Origin of the sequence: Vagococcus lutrae, from assembly GCF_023299185.1 — a bacterium.
Classification (GTDB): Bacteria; Bacillota; Bacilli; order Lactobacillales; family Vagococcaceae; genus Vagococcus_A; species Vagococcus_A lutrae.
On record NZ_CP097017.1, the window covers coordinates 1,040,163 to 1,057,008 of the forward strand.

A 16,846-nucleotide genomic window follows, 5' to 3' on the forward strand; every position below is an offset into this window, starting at 1 on the left:
CTTTTAATTTTTTAATAACCAGACAATTGCTCCTGCTAAAGCAACTAAGAGTGTCATAATCACATACCAAGGAAATAAAATCGCTATTAAGACTAAAATGGAAAGACTGGTGACTAGAAGTCCCACCATCGGTCCAAACTTTTCCTTTTTTACTTTCTTTTCGCCGAGATAGTCAGGCATCCACTGATTTCCGCGTCCAGAAAATAACCAGAGGCCAAAAGCAAGCACACCTAACATGATTATCGTAAAGAAAAGCTTCCATGTAATTATTCCTTTGAGTCGCGAAGTCTTTACTTGCTTTGCTTTTGGAAAAACAGTCTTATCTAAAGCCAGTTGATTTTTCTTAATAGTTCCTGTAATCACATCGGTTAAACGACGTGGACTATTTAACTCGACATCTTGTGTGGGCGCCCAAATCATCACACCTAACGCTTGTTGGTCTATTGACAATTGTGTTTTCTTACTGATTGTTTCTTTATTGTTAAAGTAATAGACTGTTCCATTCACTTCTACATCATCACGCGTCGGGACTTCCGAAAGTTTGGCGATCATATTTTGATATGTCAGCACTGAACCATCAAGTGCCTTCCCATAAAATGGAATCCCAATAACTAACTTGTCAAGATGATTTCCACCCATAACTTGATTCCAATACGTCAAGTTTTGTTCGTGTAGTTCAAGTGGTGAGTGATTAGGATAGCCTGTAGATTGAGCATCATACGACATCACATTAATCCAGTCAGCTTCTGCCAATGCCTCTGGGGTAAAATGCTGTTCCCAATTTCCACTTGGAACCCCGTCAGCTGTAACACCAGAAGGGACACAAATGGTCACGTCAACCTTAGAGGGAAGCGCCACTCTTAGGTCTTTCATAAAATCAGTAAACTGTACCGCCTCTGAAACAGAAGGATATTCCCAATCAATATCTATCGTATCCAGCTTATATTTGGCTGCAAAACGAACAATTTCCTTAACAAAGTGCGGACGATTCTCTTCGCTCGTTGCTTGACTAAAATTATCACTTAACCCCCAACCACCGATACTGACGCCCACTCTTACATTTTCTTTATGAGCTTCAGTTACTAAGTGAGTCAGTTGATCACCGCTCCCACTATCAGTAAATTTCAAACTACCTGAACTGGTCGGGACCATTGAAAAATAGTTAATATCCGTCATTTGTTTAAAGTCAACAGTATGCTTCAAATGAACCATATCATAGTCTGGTAAGTAACCAACAACTCGAAATTCTTCGACTGCTGCTTTAACCATCATAAAAGGATAACAAAAGGCTAATAATAGCGTTAAGCTCATAAGAATAAACTGCCACTGTCGCCTAAGTAATTGTTTTTTAAGCACGGATTCAACCGCTCCTATCTGAATGTATTGTTTGTAAAATCTTTCTCACGTTAAATTATCTTTTATATTAAACTTCTACTGATTGTATCACATCTTTGATGGATTTTCGATAACAATTATTTCTAATCACTGTTAGTTCAACTTTCTATTAGCTTTCGTTTAATAATGTTATTATTCTCATCTTTATTTTTTTAAGAATCTGAGTCGCCTTATAAACCGTACAATTACACTCTTCACTAATTTGTTTTAATGTTTTCTTGCGTAAATAGGCGCAAAAAACTTTTCGATCTTCCTCATCTAATTTGTCAATCATGTTTTTAATTGTTTCATTAATAATAACCCGATCAATCGCATCTAAATCAATTGTATCACTCATCAAATACCGCATGTTATCATTTTCATATACAGAATTTATAGACAGTACCTCTTGACTTGCACGTCTTTTTTTCGCATTATTTTTCCTAATGAGACTAAAAAGATGACGTTTTAAAAGGATTTTGTAATAAACTGAGAAGTGGACCCCAAAAAGTTCGTCATAATGACCAACGGCCTCATACAAAACAATTCTGGCTTCTTGTATCCAGTCTTCTCTATCAAAGCCACGCAGATAATAATTATGACATAGATTTAACACCATTGGTCTATATTGTTTAAATAATTCAGAAAAAGCATCACTATCATTATTTTTAGCTCGTCTAATTAATTCATCTTGTTTCCCATTCATCTAAAAACCCCTTTCATCTTTTTATTTATATTATCATAGTTTCATGCGCTTTTTTATGTTTTAATTATTAAAAAACGTGTTTAGCTAAGCCAAACACGTTTTCTTTTTATCATTTATTTTATTTTTCTAAATCATCCATCATAAGATTTAAGGACTCAATTCCACCGCCGGATAAATACCAAACTTCCGGATTTAATCGAACCAATCGTTCATTTTGAGCTGCTTTCGTTTCCGCTATTAAGGGTTGCGTTTCAATATTATTGTTATGTGTATCTCCCCCAATAGCTTGCGTACGATCGATAATAAATAATACATCTGGATTTTTTTCTAATACATATTCAAACGATACTGACTGACCATGTGTTGAAGCTTCAATGGTATCATCTGCTTGCTTGTAACCAAACGCATCATGAATAATCCCAAAGCGCGAACCGGAGCCATACGCCGATAGCTGTCCTTCGTTCACAAGAGTAATTAATGCTTTCTCTTCTTTATTTTCAATTTTTTCACGTAATTGGTCGCGTCTTGCTTTTAACGAGTCTATGTGTGATTTTGCTTCAGATTCTTTATCTAATATCTGCCCCAATTGTTCTATATTTTTTAGTGTATCTTCCCACGCTTGTCCACTTTCTAAAGCAACGTACAATGTCGGTGCAATAGCTGAAAGAGTTTCTTGATAATCTTCTTGACGACCTGAAATAATAATTAAATCTGGCTTCAATTGATTAATCTTTTCTAAGTCCGGTTCTTTTAACCCACCAACAGAGGACACGTTTTCAAATTCAGAAAGATAGCTAGGCAGATTTTTCTGAGGTACTCCTACAACCTTTTCACTTTCTTCTAGCGCATGAATCGTATCTAATGACCCCATATCAAAAACCACTATTTTTTGAGGTTTTTTCATCATTTCAAATTCTTGACCGTGACCATCTTGTACCGTCACTACCTCTTTATCAGCAGCATCTTTTGTTTCACTTGTTTTTGTTTCTTGCTTACCGCAACCGACTAAGCCAACTATCATGATTCCTAACACTGCTAAACTCATCCATTTTTTCATCTTTTTTCTCCTATTCATTAAAATACAAACAAAAACGTTTCCCATCCAATTCGCAAACTCGAATGTTCATTTCATACAAACTATCTAATATCTCTTTTTGAATAATATCATTTGTCGGACCTGTCTGATAAATTTTCCCTTTTTTCATCGCAACGATTTCATCTGCATAACTCGCTGCAAAATTGATGTCGTGCAAAACAATTATCACTGTTTTGCCCCTTTCATCGACTAGTTGACGTAATATCTGCATCATTTGAACTGCGTGACTCATATCCAAGTTATTGAGCGGCTCATCCAATAAAATGTAATCCGTATCTTGAGCTAAAACCATAGCAATATACGCGCGTTGTAATTGCCCACCGGATAACGTATTAATACGACAGATTTTCAATTCATCTAACCCCATAAACTGAATAGCTTCATTGATTAAAATATTATCTTTTTTTGTCAATCGGCCATGACTATAAGGAAAGCGTCCAAACGACACCAGTTCTTCGACCGTCAATTTTAACTGGACGGTATTGGATTGTTTCAAAATTGCTAGTTTTTTGGCTAACTCATCTTGTTTCCAAGATTTTATTTCCTGTCGGTCGATATAAATAGAACCCGTATCTTTTTCAATTAAGCGACTCATCATACTTAACAAGGTACTCTTTCCCGCACCGTTTGGACCGATAAAGGCGGTCATACTTTTTTCTTTAATAGTCAAATCGACTGGTTCAATGACTTGTTTTGCTTCATAACGTTTTGATACTGACGATAACTCCATCTAACCCAACGCCTTTCTTTGCTTCCATATTAGCCAAATAAAATAACTACCTCCGATAAATTCAATCACGACACTTAACGTCGTATTCCAATGAAAAATAAATTCAACTAAAAACTGTCCCACAATTAATAAGGTCATCCCTATCAAACTTCCTATCGCAAATAAAAGGCGATGTTCATGCCGATTCACTAAACGGTAGGTTAAATTAGCGACTAAGAAGCCTAAAAATAAAATGGGTCCTACTAACGCCGTACTCAATGCTACTAATAACGTAATTGCAATGAGTAATTGTATACGAAAGACCGCGACATTGACACCCAAATTAATCGCTAAATCATCGCCGAGTAATAAGACATCTAATTTATGTCGCTGTGACCAAAGCCAAATAATCGTAATAAGCGTACCGATAGCCGTGTATAGTAATAATTGTTGATTAATATTGCCAAAACTAGCAAATAGACGACCTTGTAATTTATCATACTCATTTGGATCCATCAGAACTTGTAAAAAGGTCCCAAAATTAGAAAAAAGCGTGCCTAAAATCATCCCAATCATCAAAAGGATGAAAATATCCTTTTTAGCAAACCGTAGCAAGCCACTATACAAAAGCGTTCCCATGACAACCATTAACAGGACATTAAGAACAAAGAGCCAAACTTGTTGTTGCGGATGCAAGACAAACGAAGCTCCAAACAGAAAAAACAAACAGGTTTGAATGAGAACATAAAGGGCATCAAATCCTAAAATAGTGGGCGTAATAAAATGATTATGGCTTAATGTTTGAAACGTGATGGTTGAAAAACTAGCACTAATCCCGACTAATAGAAAAGCCAACCATTTTTTTCCTCTAATAGCTAAGGCAAACTCCCAATTCCCATAGGTTTGATAAAATAAATAGCCGAGCGTACTTATTATAAGTAAAAGGACAAGTAACAGACAAACACGCTTCGTCGAGTATCCCTTATTCATTGCGATACCCCCTTATTAGCAAACCAATAAATAATAAGCTACCAATTACCGATACAATCAAACTAACAGGAACTTCATAAGGCGCAATCACAAGCCGAGCTAAAATGTCAGAAACGACTAAAAATAAACTCCCGCAAATCGCCGTAATACTAACCGTTTCTTTTAAATAATCACCATAAAATAATGAAACAATATTCGGTACAACTACACCTAAAAATGGTAGTGTCCCGACTGTAACTAATACGACACTACTAGACATCGCCACAATGGTTAAACCTAGCCACTGCGTTTTTTGATAGTTTAACCCCACTGCTGTCGCCGTATCTTTTCCCAACCCTGCTAGCGTGAAATGCTGAGCGTATAACTGCACAACTATTAATAATGGAAAAGCCAAATACATTAACTCAAAAGATCCCTTAGTAACCGTAGCAAAATTACCTTGTAACCATGATGACATGTTTTGAATTAGCTGAAATTGATAAGCAAAAAATGTCACCACAGCACCGATTACATTGCCGTACATTAACCCTATCAGTGGAATCATTAATTGATTATACTGAGGTAATTTCTGGATAAGTCGTAAAAATACAAAGGTTCCAAGTAACGAAAATACAAACGCAATGCCGGAGCGTACCAAAATACTACTATCATGAAAGAAAAGCATAGCAATCAAAATACCTAGTTTAGCGCTATCCATAGTTCCAGCTGTCGTTGGGGAAACAAATTTATTTTGAGTTAACTGTTGCATGATTAACCCATTAACCGCAATCGTCGCTCCAGCTATCAATAAGCTCAAAGTTCGCGGTATCCTCGTAGTCCATAACACCAAAGACTGTTCGGGCGTTAAATGTATCAAGGAGGTTACCGGTACACTTTTAACCCCTACAAATAATGACAGTAAGCTAAAACCAAGTAATAGTATAAAAAGTACTTTCTTTTGCAAACTTCTCACCTCAATTATCTAAATGAGAATGATTTTCATTCCCAATAACAGTGTAAGTAATTTCACAACAAAATGCAAGTTTCTTTTAAACAAAAAAGCTCTTTGCTTAAAAGCAAAGAGCTAAACGATCTAAATGATTATTTTAAAGCTTCTACGTCACGAGCAATCATTACTTCTTCGTCTGTCGGCACTAATAACACCTTAACGGAAGAATCGTCAGTAGAGATGACACGTTCTTCTCCACGGATATTGTTTTTCTCGTCATCAATTTCACAACCAAACCACGTCATGCCATTAATAATGTCCCGACGTAATTCAATCGCGTTTTCGCCAATTCCAGCTGTAAAGACGATAGCGTCGACACCATTCATAACGGCAACATAACTACCAATGTACTTTTGAACACGGTTAATAAAAATAGCTAGAGCTGTTTTAGCGTTTTCTGTATCAGATGCTTGAACATCACGCATATCACTTGAAATGCCTGATAAACCAAGTAGTCCTGATTTTTTATTTAAAATATCAACCATTTCGTTGATATCCGTCATACCTTCTTTTTTCATGATGTATGGTAAGATTGACGCATCAATATCACCCGAACGTGTCCCCATAGTAACACCAGCTAACGGTGTGAATCCCATAGAAGTATCGATCGATTTACCACCTTCAACTGCCGTAATAGAAGCACCATTACCTAAGTGACAAGTGATAATCTTAGTTTCTTCAATTGGTTTGCCTAACATTTCTGCTGCACGCTCTGAAACATAACGGTGACTTGTACCATGTGCACCGTATTTACGTGCTTTATGTTTTTCATAATATTCCATTGGGATACTATATAAATAATTTTCAGCAGGCATTGTTGTGTGGAATGATGTATCAAAAACTGCCACATTCACTGTGTGTGGTAATAATTTTTCAAAAACACGAATCACTTTCGCTTCTGCTGGGTTATGAAGTGGTGCAAATTCTCCTAATTCTTCAATTTTCGCTAAGGCATCTGCTGTCACTAATGCTGATTTTTTAAAATATTCTCCCCCAGCTACCACGCGATGTCCAGCACCTTCGATTTCTTCTAAAGATGACACAATATTGAGCTCGGTTAACTTGTCTAATAACATATTCACAGCAAATTCATGATCTGGAATATCTAAGACATTATGAAATTTTTCGCCTTCTCCGTAAGAAATAGTAAAGATTGAGTCATTTAAACCAATTCTTTCAACGATACCTTTCGCGATAACTGTTTCTTCTGGCATTTCAAAGATTTGCCATTTTAAACTAGAACTACCTGCATTAATTGCAATTGTTTTAGACATAAATATTCTCCTTTTATTTTAAATTATTCATCTGCCAAGCATCAAATTCATCAAAAAATCGACTTAAAGCAGTGATATCCTGTAATGATGTTAATGAAGCAGCTAAGACTTCTGCTTGTTTACTCTGTGCCCCTTTATTTTGAAGAATGATAATGGACTTCTCTGAAGCTTCATTTTTAAAGAGGTTTTGGGGTAACGCAATAATCGCTTGTAAATAAACTGAATGTTGAATCCATTTCTTAAATTTGTGACTTTGTGGCATGGATAAAAACGCTCGTGGCACTAAGAACAAACCAAACCCTGCTTCTTTCACGTGGTTCATACTCTGCTCGATTAATAAATGATGAGCATAGGTGTGCCCTTCCTCCATACTCATCTCAAACGCTGCCGCCCGTTCATCGTCCGGATAGTAGCCAATCGGCAAATCACTCACCGCAATATCTACTGGGTCAAGAAGTAACGGTCTCATAGCATCCTGATGATAAAGAGTTACAGAGTTTTGAGATAAGTTTGAGATAATATCAGCCAACGCGATAAGCGTATCGTCTACTTCTATTCCAAATCCAACTAACTGATTTTTCTGTTCAGCCAAACTATTCATGACAGCTAATAGTAAATTACCCGCTCCAACGGCAGGATCCATAATCGCAACAGACGTCTTGTCATTGCCAAGTAACTTCTCCACTAAAAAGCCGATAAAATATCCGATGGCATCAGGTGTTAGTTGATGGTTCGCTTGTAATGGCTCTTCCGTCAAGCCTTTTAAAAGCGTCCACTGCCATACTTTCCGCCACTCTTCTGCTTTTAATTCCGACGATTGTACTAACGAAAGAAAATCTAACGTCTCTTTTGAAAGTTCTTGTTGATTGTCAGTTAGCGTTGCTTCTTCCCGAACATCGAGAATTTTATTTCCAACTTGCACTAATGATTCAAAAAAAGAAACGTGCTCACGCTTAGCCGTTTGCTTAGCCATGTGATAAAGAGCTTTATATACCGTTTCTAACCGTTGGTCTGTCACACTATCTCACAATCCTTCCTTTTTAATATAGTCCCTTTTCATTCTATCGAAATTCATATGATTATTCAACCGTTTCTCTCTTTTTGCTTATATAAAAAGCCCTAGCTCTCGCTAAGGCTTGAAAAGGATTTGGGATGTTAATCCTTTGGTTACTTATTTTATAACATATTGATTAATCTTCTGAGTCAAAACATTCTTTTGACCCATACTATATATTACAATAATTCGAATCGGTAACATGATACCATTTGTTACTAATCGGGTGGGAAGTAACGCCCACATTCCTTTATTCATAATCATATAGAGCCAAAGTGTGTTAAGTCCTAAATCGATAATAAACGTGACAAGAACGTTAGCAATAATCACTCTTTTCAGCGTGATTTCCTTTCGATAAAAGAAATGTCCATAAATGACTCCGGTTAAAAAAGCTGATAGTGAAAAGCCCGGAAAGTATGGAGCAGACTTTGGAAATAAGAATATGCCGATAAAATCTGATAAGGTACTCCCTATTCCTGTCAACCAAGGACCAAAAATCATCGCCATTATGACAGTCGGTATAAACAAAAAGCTAATGCGTACAATCGGCGTTTCCAATGCTAAAAAGCGCGTCACAATTAATTGTAACGCCATAAGCATACCCATCAAGGCAATTTGTTTACTTTGTAAATGTTGTTTCATTTTGAAGCACTCCTTTGATAGAGTTGCTACATAGTAATGCAGCGAATGCGAAAATAAAATCGCGAAATAAATTCTTCGTCCAACAGGCAACATCCCATCCCGTCGGCACTTAACGCTTTATTTTCTACTCTGTATTTTTGGTATTTCTACCGCTATCATCTTACCACACTACTTTTAAAAATGAAACGATGGACTTATAAATGCGGTTCTTCTGCGACATATCTAAAATCAAGTAAATGTTTTTCCAATCCACGAATCAATACTTCTGCCGTTCCACTATTGGTCGCAAGCGGTACTTCATAAACGTCGCATAAGCGAATTAACGCACTGACATCTGGTTCGTGTGGCTGTGCCGTCAATGGATCACGCAAAAAAATCACCATATCCATTTCATTCTCTGACACTTTAGCACCAATCTGTTGGTCGCCACCTAAAGGTCCTGAGTTAAAACGATGAACAGGCAAACCCGTTTCGTCAGCAATTCTACCACCAGTTGTTCCCGTCGCAAATAGTTTATGCTTTTCAAATATCGGCTGATAAGCTTTAACAAGGCGCACCATTTCCGTTTTTTTACGGTCGTGCGCAATTAAGGCGATTTTCATAATAGTCGGCTCCTTTTTTCTTTTCATTGTACCATACTTGTCAGATTGACGAAAAAAAAGACGAAATCATTGTGCACAATCACATTGTTAAATAATACCGCTTTCATTTATACTTGGTTTGTAAAGAAAATTAGAAAAGCGAGCGTGAAAACACATGGTAGATATAGCTTTAAAACACATTCATAAAAAATACGATGGTAATGACTTTTATTCAGTCACTGATTTTAACTTAGATATTAAAGATCGCGAATTTATCGTGTTCGTTGGCCCTTCTGGTTGTGGTAAATCTACAACGCTTAGAATGGTGGCCGGTTTAGAAGATATTTCTGAAGGAGAACTTTGGATTGGTGATACTTTAATGAACGAAGTTGCACCAAAAGACCGTGACATTGCAATGGTTTTCCAAAACTATGCGCTATATCCTCACATGACCGTTTATGATAACATGGCGTTTGGTTTAAAACTTCGTAAATATCCAAAAGATGAAATTAAAGAGCGTGTTGAAAATGCGGCTCAAATCTTAGGTTTAACAGAATACCTAGACCGTAAGCCTGCAGCTCTTTCTGGTGGACAACGTCAACGTGTGGCATTAGGTCGTGCGATTGTACGTGACGCAAAAGTGTTCTTAATGGATGAGCCTTTATCAAACTTAGATGCTAAATTACGTGTAGCGATGCGTGCTGAAATTGCTAAATTACACCAACGCTTAGAGACAACAACGATTTACGTTACCCATGACCAAACAGAAGCGATGACTATGGCTGACCGTATCGTCATTATGAAAGACGGTTTTGTACAACAAATCGGTTCTCCAAAAGAAGTTTACGACACTCCAAACAATGTGTTTGTCGCTGGTTTCATTGGTTCTCCTGCTATGAACTTCTTTAACGTTACATTAAAAGATGGCCGTATTACAAATGAACATGGCCTTAACCTTTTACTACCAGAAGGACGCAACAAAGTTTTGAAAGAAAAAGGTTACGAAGGTAAAAAACTTATTTTCGGTATTCGTCCAGAAGATATTCATACAGAGCCAATCGCTCTAGAAGCACAACCAGATTCTGTCGTGAATGCAGAAGTAGTCGTTTCAGAATTATTAGGTGCAGAAACGATGTTATATACAGTTGTGGGTGATACTGAGTTTATCTCTAAAGTAGATGCTCGCTCAACTTACCGTCCAGGTCAAAGAGTTGATCTTGCATTCAATTTAAACAAATCTCACTTCTTTGATGTTGATTCAGAAGAAGTCATCCGCTAAAACAGCCCCCCTTTTCTAGATCATTACTTTGATGAAATGGTCAGAAATTTATAAATAATAAAAATCCCCGACTCTTTATAAAAAGAATCGGGGATTTTTATTGGCTCTTTGTCAAATAGGACTGATGAATCAAAATGAAGTCGAAAGATGAGTGGAACTTGTTCCATTCATCTTTTTTATTTTACTTCAATGAGGCGATTCATCATGAATATTCTTAATTTCATGTTCTCAAATGATTTAAATCCATAGGATACCCGTTTTAAAGTTTTAATATGTGTGTTTTTAGCTTCAATCTTACCGTTTGAATAAGGATATAGAAGAGAGTTACGAATCCCTTCTTCATAGTTTAAAAGGTTTTGAAGTTTCTTACGAAATTCTGAATCCAATGTTTCAGGTAGTCCTTTTAGTTGTTGGATAAATGACACGTGATTTTTACTTCTGAAAGCATCCATCATATCATGAAAACAGTGATAGGCTTCTTTTAATGGTTCAGAATAAGACAAAAGACGGTCAATCATCATGGCTTCTGTTTGATAAGGATAATGGGGTGCACGGAAACTGCGCCATGTTTTATATTCTGAATGATTGATAGACATTCGGTCCTTCGTTAAGCGACGCCAGTTGGCTTTTAATTTTAGGTAACCTAAGTGGTTATGCTGTTGTTTCAATCGCTTCATTTCCTTAATACGAAAGTCCTGAAAGGCTTTATTACAATGTTTAACCACGTGAAATCGATCAATAATAATCTTGGCTGACGTAAAAACACTCTTCGTCAATTGAAAGTAAGCGGCATTCATATCTGTGACTAATAATTTGACGTCGTTAGGATTCGGATACTTTTTGAAATGAGCAGTCAAATGCGTTAACTTCCGTGAAGGAAGTATATTAATAAGTTTTCCTGTTATACCATCTGCACAAATAAAACTCATGGTGTCTTCTGAAGAACAATGGGAACGAAATTCATCTACCATTAAGACCTCCGGCAAGTACGTTTGATAGGGAGTTGGTAAATAACTTTTTATTGAGCGTAATACCCTAATGACGGTAGTAATAGAAACATGGCATAACTTCGCAATTAAAGTGAATGAGATTTTTTCTTTTAATAAATCTATTATTTTAAGTATCACATGTCTTGAAATAGAGTGTCCTTTCTCGACAAAATAAGGGGTAGCGGTCCAATGATGAGCACAATTTTTACAGGTATAGCGTTGTTTTGCGACGTTCATAATTAAAGGTAAATGATTAAATTGATCAAAACGCACGACCGCTTTTTTCTTACCATTTCTTACGACTACTTGCTTTCCACTTTCGTTATACACCGTTGAACCACAATGATGACAAGGCATTAGTGGGGGTGAAAAAGTAGCGTTGACCACACATGTTTGTTGTCCTTTTACCATTTCGTAAGAAATGTCAGATGTGATTAAATTTGGCTCTATGATTCGAAGTAATTTTTTGATATCATTAGACATGAGCATATCGCCTCCCGTTTGTTTTTTTGTGGTAAATTAATCATATAGGAGAACGGTATGCTTTTTAATACCTAAAATCAAGAAAATTAAAAAAGGGCTGATGAATCACTTTCTGATTCATCAGTCCTTTAAATTATAGAGCCTTTTTATTACGCTGAAACTAAGGTGTTACTTAAATCAGCAAACTCTTCTAATGACAGAGTCTCCGCGCGACGACTCGGTTCAATGTTAGTGATTTCCAACGCCTGACGGATTTTTTCTTTTTGTTCGGGCGTTTTACCATAAAAGCCGATTAAATTATTCCACAATGTTTTTCTTCTTTGAGTAAATGACGCTCTCACTAATTCAAAAAAGTGTTGCTCAGAATGAACGGCAACTCTCGGTTCTAAGCGTCTCACTAATTTTAAAATAGCAGAGTCTACATTCGGTTGTGGGACAAACGCGGTCTTTGGCACAATAAAGGCAATGGACGCTTCCATGTAGTATTGAATCGCTATCGAAAGCGAGCCATACGCTTTACTCCCTGGCTTCGCTATAATTCGCTCCGCCACTTCTTTTTGCATCATGACAATCATCTCAGCAACCGGTAACTCTGACTCCAGAAACGACATCATTATCGGAGTAGTAATGTAATAAGGTAAGTTAGCCACCACTTTGATATTATCTAATGATGAAAATGTTTCGGCTGCAATTTGAGCTACATCGGCTTTTAGCACGTCCTGATTGACAACCGTCACGTTTGAATAGGGTGACAATGTGTCTTTTAAAACAGGTAACAAACGTTGGTCAATTTCAAACGCTAAAACCTGTTGACTATGGCGAGCAAGCTGTTCGGTTAGCGCACCTATCCCCGGTCCGACTTCTATGACGTGGCTTTCCTCATTTAAATCCGCCGCTTCGATAATATTATTTAAAATATTTAAGTCGGTTAAAAAATTTTGTCCTAAACTCTTTTTAAAGGTAAACCCATGCTTTTTTAAAATTTCTTTCGTCCGACTTGGATTTGCTATATCTTTTTGATTAATCATGTTGTTGTTCTCCTAATTTTTTCATCGCCTCTATCACTTGCTCCTCAGTTATCTGAAACATTTCAAGACGCTTGACTAGTTGCTTTCCATTCGTATAACCAATTCGTAGCTGATTCCCTAGCCACTCACGTCTCATTTTCGACTCGCTCCCCGCTAATAAACCACATTTTATTAAGACCTCTCGTGAAACGGGCGTGTAGTCATTATGCGCAGTAGGGGTCATGACTTTGCTCAAGGCATACGTCAAATCCTCTTGAGTAGCATGCTCGACACCTAGGCTACGTCCTTTTTTTCTAGGCGTTGCTTCTTGACGTGTCAAAAATGCATGCTTAGCTTCTGGCACGGAGTGAGTAATCGTCTTACGTATTTTCTCTCCAGGAAAATCTGGATCTGTTAAAACAATTACCCCTCTTACTTGCTGAGCTAAACGAATTTGTTCTAGAATATCCGCATTAATTGCTGAACCGATAGTCTCAATCGTATCTACTTCAAAAAATTGTTTTAAGTGCTTGGTATCATCTTTTCCTTCAACGACAACCACTTGGTCAATTTTCATTTTCTTATTATTTGGATGCGTCATATTCCTCTCCTAACTGAAATAAACGATAGGCATTCGCTCGTGTTTGGCGTGCGATATTGTCTCGCGTATCGCCACGTAAACTCGCAATCTCATCTACGACATAGGACGTATAGCCAGGCTCATTACGTTTACCACGATAAGGAACTGGCGCTAAGTACGGGGCATCTGTTTCAACTAAAAGAGCGTCAAGCGGTACATTTTTAGCTACTTCTTTTACTTCTAGTGCTTTTTTAAATGTCACAACGCCACTTAAAGAAATCATCATGCCTAAATCTAAAAAGCGTTGCGCCCATTCCCAATCTCCACTAAAACTGTGCATGATACCACCTTGAGCGCCCACCTTTTCTTCTTTTAGCACTTGATACGTATCGGCTAAAGCGTCTCGCGTGTGTACACTAAACGGCAAACCAAGTTCCTTTGCCATCGCAATCTGACGACGAAAAACCTTTGCTTGAACTTCTTTAGAATCATTCATCCAGTAATAATCTAGCCCAATTTCACCTAAAGCCACGATTTTATCTGATGAATCAAACCACTGATACAGTTGTTTTTCGACTGCCGGTGTATAGCTTCCTGCTTCAGTTGGATGCCAACCAATAATACTATATATCTCAGGATACTTTTCACTTAACTGCAGACTTTTTTCAATTGTTGGCTGGTCAAAACCAACTACTGCCATTTCATTTACACCATACTCATGAGCGCGTGCAATTGTTTCATCCAAGTCCTCAGCAAATTGTGGTACATTCAAATGCGTATGTGTATCAAATATCATATATTAACGCTCCTCTCAAACACAGAAAAGAGGCTGATCTTATCGGATAGCCTCTTTTCCCATCACATTCCACTCAAATTCTTTCTAGAAAACAGGGTTACGCGATTTCAGAACCATTTGGCATTTCTTTCGGCGCTTCAATTAACTGGAGTTTTCCCTCATGTTCTGCTGATAAAATCATTCCCTGACTCAATAATCCTCTAATCTTACGCGGTTTTAAATTCGCCACTATGACGACTTTTTTACCAATAAGTTTTTCTGGATTCGGATAGAACTCCGCAACACCAGATAGGATTTGACGATGTCCTTCATCTCCTGCATCAATGCGGAATTGAAGTAGCTTATCTGCTCCTTTTACTTTTTGGCAATCAATCACTTCTGCGACTTTTAATTCAACTTTTTCAAAGTCTTCAAATTTAGCAGCTTTTTCTTTTGAAGAAACTAACGTTGTTTCTTCTGGATTCCAAACCACAACTTCTGAATCAGAAGTTGGTTTTTCATTCATTTTTTCATGAATGTACGCGACTTCTTCTTCTGTGTCTAAGCGTGGGAATAAAGGTTCGCCTTTCCCTATTACTTTAACCCCTTCTGGAAACTCACCAAAACGGATATCACTTAACGCCATTGATTCCACTTCAAGTCCTAATTGTTGGAAAATATTTTTAGGTGCGTGGGTTAAAAATGGTTGCAATAATATCGCAATGATTCTTAATGCTTCAGCTAAATGAACCATGACACTGTCTAGTTCGGCTGCTTTTTCTGGTAGCTTCGCTAAAACCCAAGGTTCAGTTTCATCAATGTACTTATTAGCACGTGAAACAAGCACCCATATTTCTTTTAGCGCAGCACTAAAGTCCATTTTCTCCATCGCTTGATGATAGTTTCCAATCGTATTCGCTGCGGTTGTAGATAATTCACTATCAAATTCTGTTACAAGTGACGCATATTTAGGTACAACCCCGTCACAATATTTATTAATCATGGCAACCGTACGATTAAGTAAGTTACCCAAGTCATTGGCTAAGTCATAATTCACACGAGAAACAAAATCTTCTGGTGTAAAGACGCTGTCACTACCAAATGATACTGAGCGTAACAAGTAATAGCGTAACGCATCTAATCCATAGCGCTCCATTAACATTTCTGGATAGACAACGTTCCCTTTAGATTTAGACATTTTACCGTCTTTCATCACAATCCATCCATGAGCGTAAATCGTTTCAGGTAATGGCAAATCTAGCGCCATTAAGATAATCGGCCAATAAATAGTATGGAAACGAACGATTTCTTTTCCAATCATATGCACATTTGCCGGCCAATATTTTTGGAAATCGCCATCTTCATTAGTACCGTAACCTAATGCCGAAATATAGTTAATCAAAGCATCAATCCATACATAAACGACATGTTTAGGATTGCTTGGCACTTCAATTCCCCATGTAAAAGATGTCCGAGTTAAAGCTAAATCTTCCAATCCTGGTTTAATAAAGTTATTCAACATCTCATTTTTACGAGAAGCTGGCTGGATAAAATCAGGATGTGTTTCATAATGCTCGACTAATCGTTCAGCATATTTACTCATTTTAAAGAAATAACACTCTTCACTCACTCGTTCAACTTCATGTCCACTATGAGCTTTACCACCTATCACATTACCCTCATCATCGCGATAGACTTCGGATAGCTGTGTTTCAGTAAAGTATTCTTCATCCGAAACCGAATACCAACCCACATATTCACCTAAGTAGATATCTCCTTGAGCCAATAATCGTTCGAAGACATTTTGCACGACTTTTACGTGTTGTGGGTCTGTCGTTCGAATAAACTTATCGTTACTAATTTCTAAGTCTTTCCATAGCTTTTGCACGGAAACCGCCATACCGTCAACATACTCTTGCGGTGTCACACCTAGTTCACTTGCTTTTTGTTCAATTTTTTGTCCATGCTCATCTAATCCTGTTAAATAAAAAACATCGTAACCTGACAGTCGCTTGTAACGTGCCATAGCATCACACGCTAACGTGGTATATGAACTGCCAATATGTAACTTCCCACTTGGATAGTAAATGGGAGTTGTAATATAAAAAGGTTTTTTGTCAGCCATTGCTGCTCCTCCTCCAAATAATTCAATCTTGAAATTTATCAGTTTGCTTATAAGTATATCACAATTCTAGAGAACTCACTAAAAAAATCCTATTCTAAATGAGTTTATCATAAAAAAAGACATTCTCTCATTAAAGCATACTATCTGGATGAGTTAATCTTTGCATTATTTCCCTATTCAGTTACACTAATATC

Annotated in this window: 16 protein-coding genes and 1 riboswitch; of the genes, 1 reads left to right on the forward strand and 15 read right to left on the reverse strand. The window is 37.2% G+C overall.

The features are described from left to right. Positions 1-3 precede the first annotated feature (3 nt). The 10 genes from M2919_RS04990 to mgsA form a co-directional block, all read right to left on the reverse strand. A complete protein-coding gene (locus M2919_RS04990) occupies positions 4-1,356 on the reverse strand; it encodes a glycoside hydrolase family 18 protein (RefSeq protein WP_248848273.1) in 1,353 nt (450 codons plus the stop codon). A gap of 148 nt (positions 1,357-1,504) precedes the next feature. Next, positions 1,505-2,080, reverse strand: coding sequence for a sigma-70 family RNA polymerase sigma factor (locus tag M2919_RS04995; RefSeq protein WP_248848274.1), 576 nt, complete (start codon positions 2,078-2,080; stop codon positions 1,505-1,507). Positions 2,081-2,198: 118 nt separating this feature from the next. Then, the gene (locus M2919_RS05000) at positions 2,199-3,125 is read right to left on the reverse strand and encodes a siderophore ABC transporter substrate-binding protein (RefSeq protein WP_248849479.1); all 927 of its coding nucleotides are present in this window, start codon (positions 3,123-3,125) and stop codon (positions 2,199-2,201) included. Positions 3,126-3,147: 22 nt separating this feature from the next. Further along, the gene (locus M2919_RS05005) at positions 3,148-3,906 is read right to left on the reverse strand and encodes an iron ABC transporter ATP-binding protein (RefSeq protein WP_248848275.1); all 759 of its coding nucleotides are present in this window, start codon (positions 3,904-3,906) and stop codon (positions 3,148-3,150) included. Then, positions 3,907-4,875, reverse strand: a complete 969-nt coding sequence (locus M2919_RS05010) for an iron chelate uptake ABC transporter family permease subunit (protein ID WP_222317162.1) — start codon at positions 4,873-4,875, stop codon at positions 3,907-3,909. Further along, a complete protein-coding gene (locus M2919_RS05015) occupies positions 4,868-5,818 on the reverse strand; it encodes an ABC transporter permease (protein WP_023606617.1) in 951 nt (316 codons plus the stop codon). The genes M2919_RS05010 and M2919_RS05015 overlap by 8 nt, the downstream gene beginning before the upstream one ends. 137 nt (positions 5,819-5,955) lie before the next feature. Then, positions 5,956-7,137: an acetate/propionate family kinase gene (locus M2919_RS05020; RefSeq protein ID WP_248848276.1), complete on the reverse strand. Its 1,182-nt coding sequence runs from the start codon at positions 7,135-7,137 to the stop codon at positions 5,956-5,958. Between the two features lie 13 nt (positions 7,138-7,150). Further along, entirely contained in the window at positions 7,151-8,110 is a 960-nt protein-coding gene (locus tag M2919_RS05025) for a class I SAM-dependent methyltransferase (protein ID WP_248848277.1), read from the reverse strand. A 198-nt stretch (positions 8,111-8,308) separates the two neighbouring features. Beyond that, on the reverse strand, positions 8,309-8,833 hold the full coding sequence (locus tag M2919_RS05030; RefSeq protein ID WP_168413620.1) for a folate family ECF transporter S component: 525 nt from the start codon (positions 8,831-8,833) through the stop codon (positions 8,309-8,311). Between the two features lie 37 nt (positions 8,834-8,870). Further along, positions 8,871-8,967, reverse strand: a riboswitch (THF riboswitch). Between the two features lie 60 nt (positions 8,968-9,027). Further along, a complete protein-coding gene (gene mgsA / locus M2919_RS05035; RefSeq protein ID WP_248849480.1) occupies positions 9,028-9,435 on the reverse strand; it encodes a methylglyoxal synthase in 408 nt (135 codons plus the stop codon). A 154-nt stretch (positions 9,436-9,589) separates the two neighbouring features. Between mgsA and M2919_RS05040 the strand changes: the two genes are divergently transcribed. After that, complete coding sequence (locus tag M2919_RS05040) at positions 9,590-10,693, forward strand: ABC transporter ATP-binding protein (protein WP_248848278.1); 1,104 nt, start codon at positions 9,590-9,592, stop codon at positions 10,691-10,693. Positions 10,694-10,869: 176 nt separating this feature from the next. On the opposite strand, the gene M2919_RS05045 is transcribed toward M2919_RS05040, so the two are convergent. The 5 genes from M2919_RS05045 to metG all read right to left on the reverse strand — a co-directional run bounded on the left by M2919_RS05045 (position 10,870) and on the right by metG (position 16,652). Then, positions 10,870-12,165, reverse strand: coding sequence for an ISL3 family transposase (locus M2919_RS05045; protein ID WP_248848279.1), 1,296 nt, complete (start codon positions 12,163-12,165; stop codon positions 10,870-10,872). Between the two features lie 149 nt (positions 12,166-12,314). Beyond that, positions 12,315-13,193 carry a 16S rRNA (adenine(1518)-N(6)/adenine(1519)-N(6))-dimethyltransferase RsmA gene (gene rsmA / locus M2919_RS05050; protein WP_248848280.1) on the reverse strand — a complete coding sequence of 293 codons (879 nt, stop codon included), beginning with the start codon at positions 13,191-13,193 and terminating at the stop codon, positions 12,315-12,317. Then, on the reverse strand, positions 13,186-13,773 hold the full coding sequence (gene rnmV, locus M2919_RS05055) for a ribonuclease M5 (RefSeq protein ID WP_276520470.1): 588 nt from the start codon (positions 13,771-13,773) through the stop codon (positions 13,186-13,188). Before rnmV ends, rsmA begins: the two co-directional genes overlap by 8 nt. Beyond that, positions 13,757-14,548 (reverse strand): TatD family hydrolase, encoded by a 792-nt coding sequence (locus tag M2919_RS05060; RefSeq protein WP_248848281.1) that lies wholly within the window; start codon positions 14,546-14,548, stop codon positions 13,757-13,759. The genes rnmV and M2919_RS05060 overlap by 17 nt, the downstream gene beginning before the upstream one ends. Before the next feature lie 97 nt (positions 14,549-14,645). Beyond that, the gene (gene metG, locus M2919_RS05065; protein WP_248848282.1) at positions 14,646-16,652 is read right to left on the reverse strand and encodes a methionine--tRNA ligase; all 2,007 of its coding nucleotides are present in this window, start codon (positions 16,650-16,652) and stop codon (positions 14,646-14,648) included. Positions 16,653-16,846 lie beyond the last annotated feature (194 nt).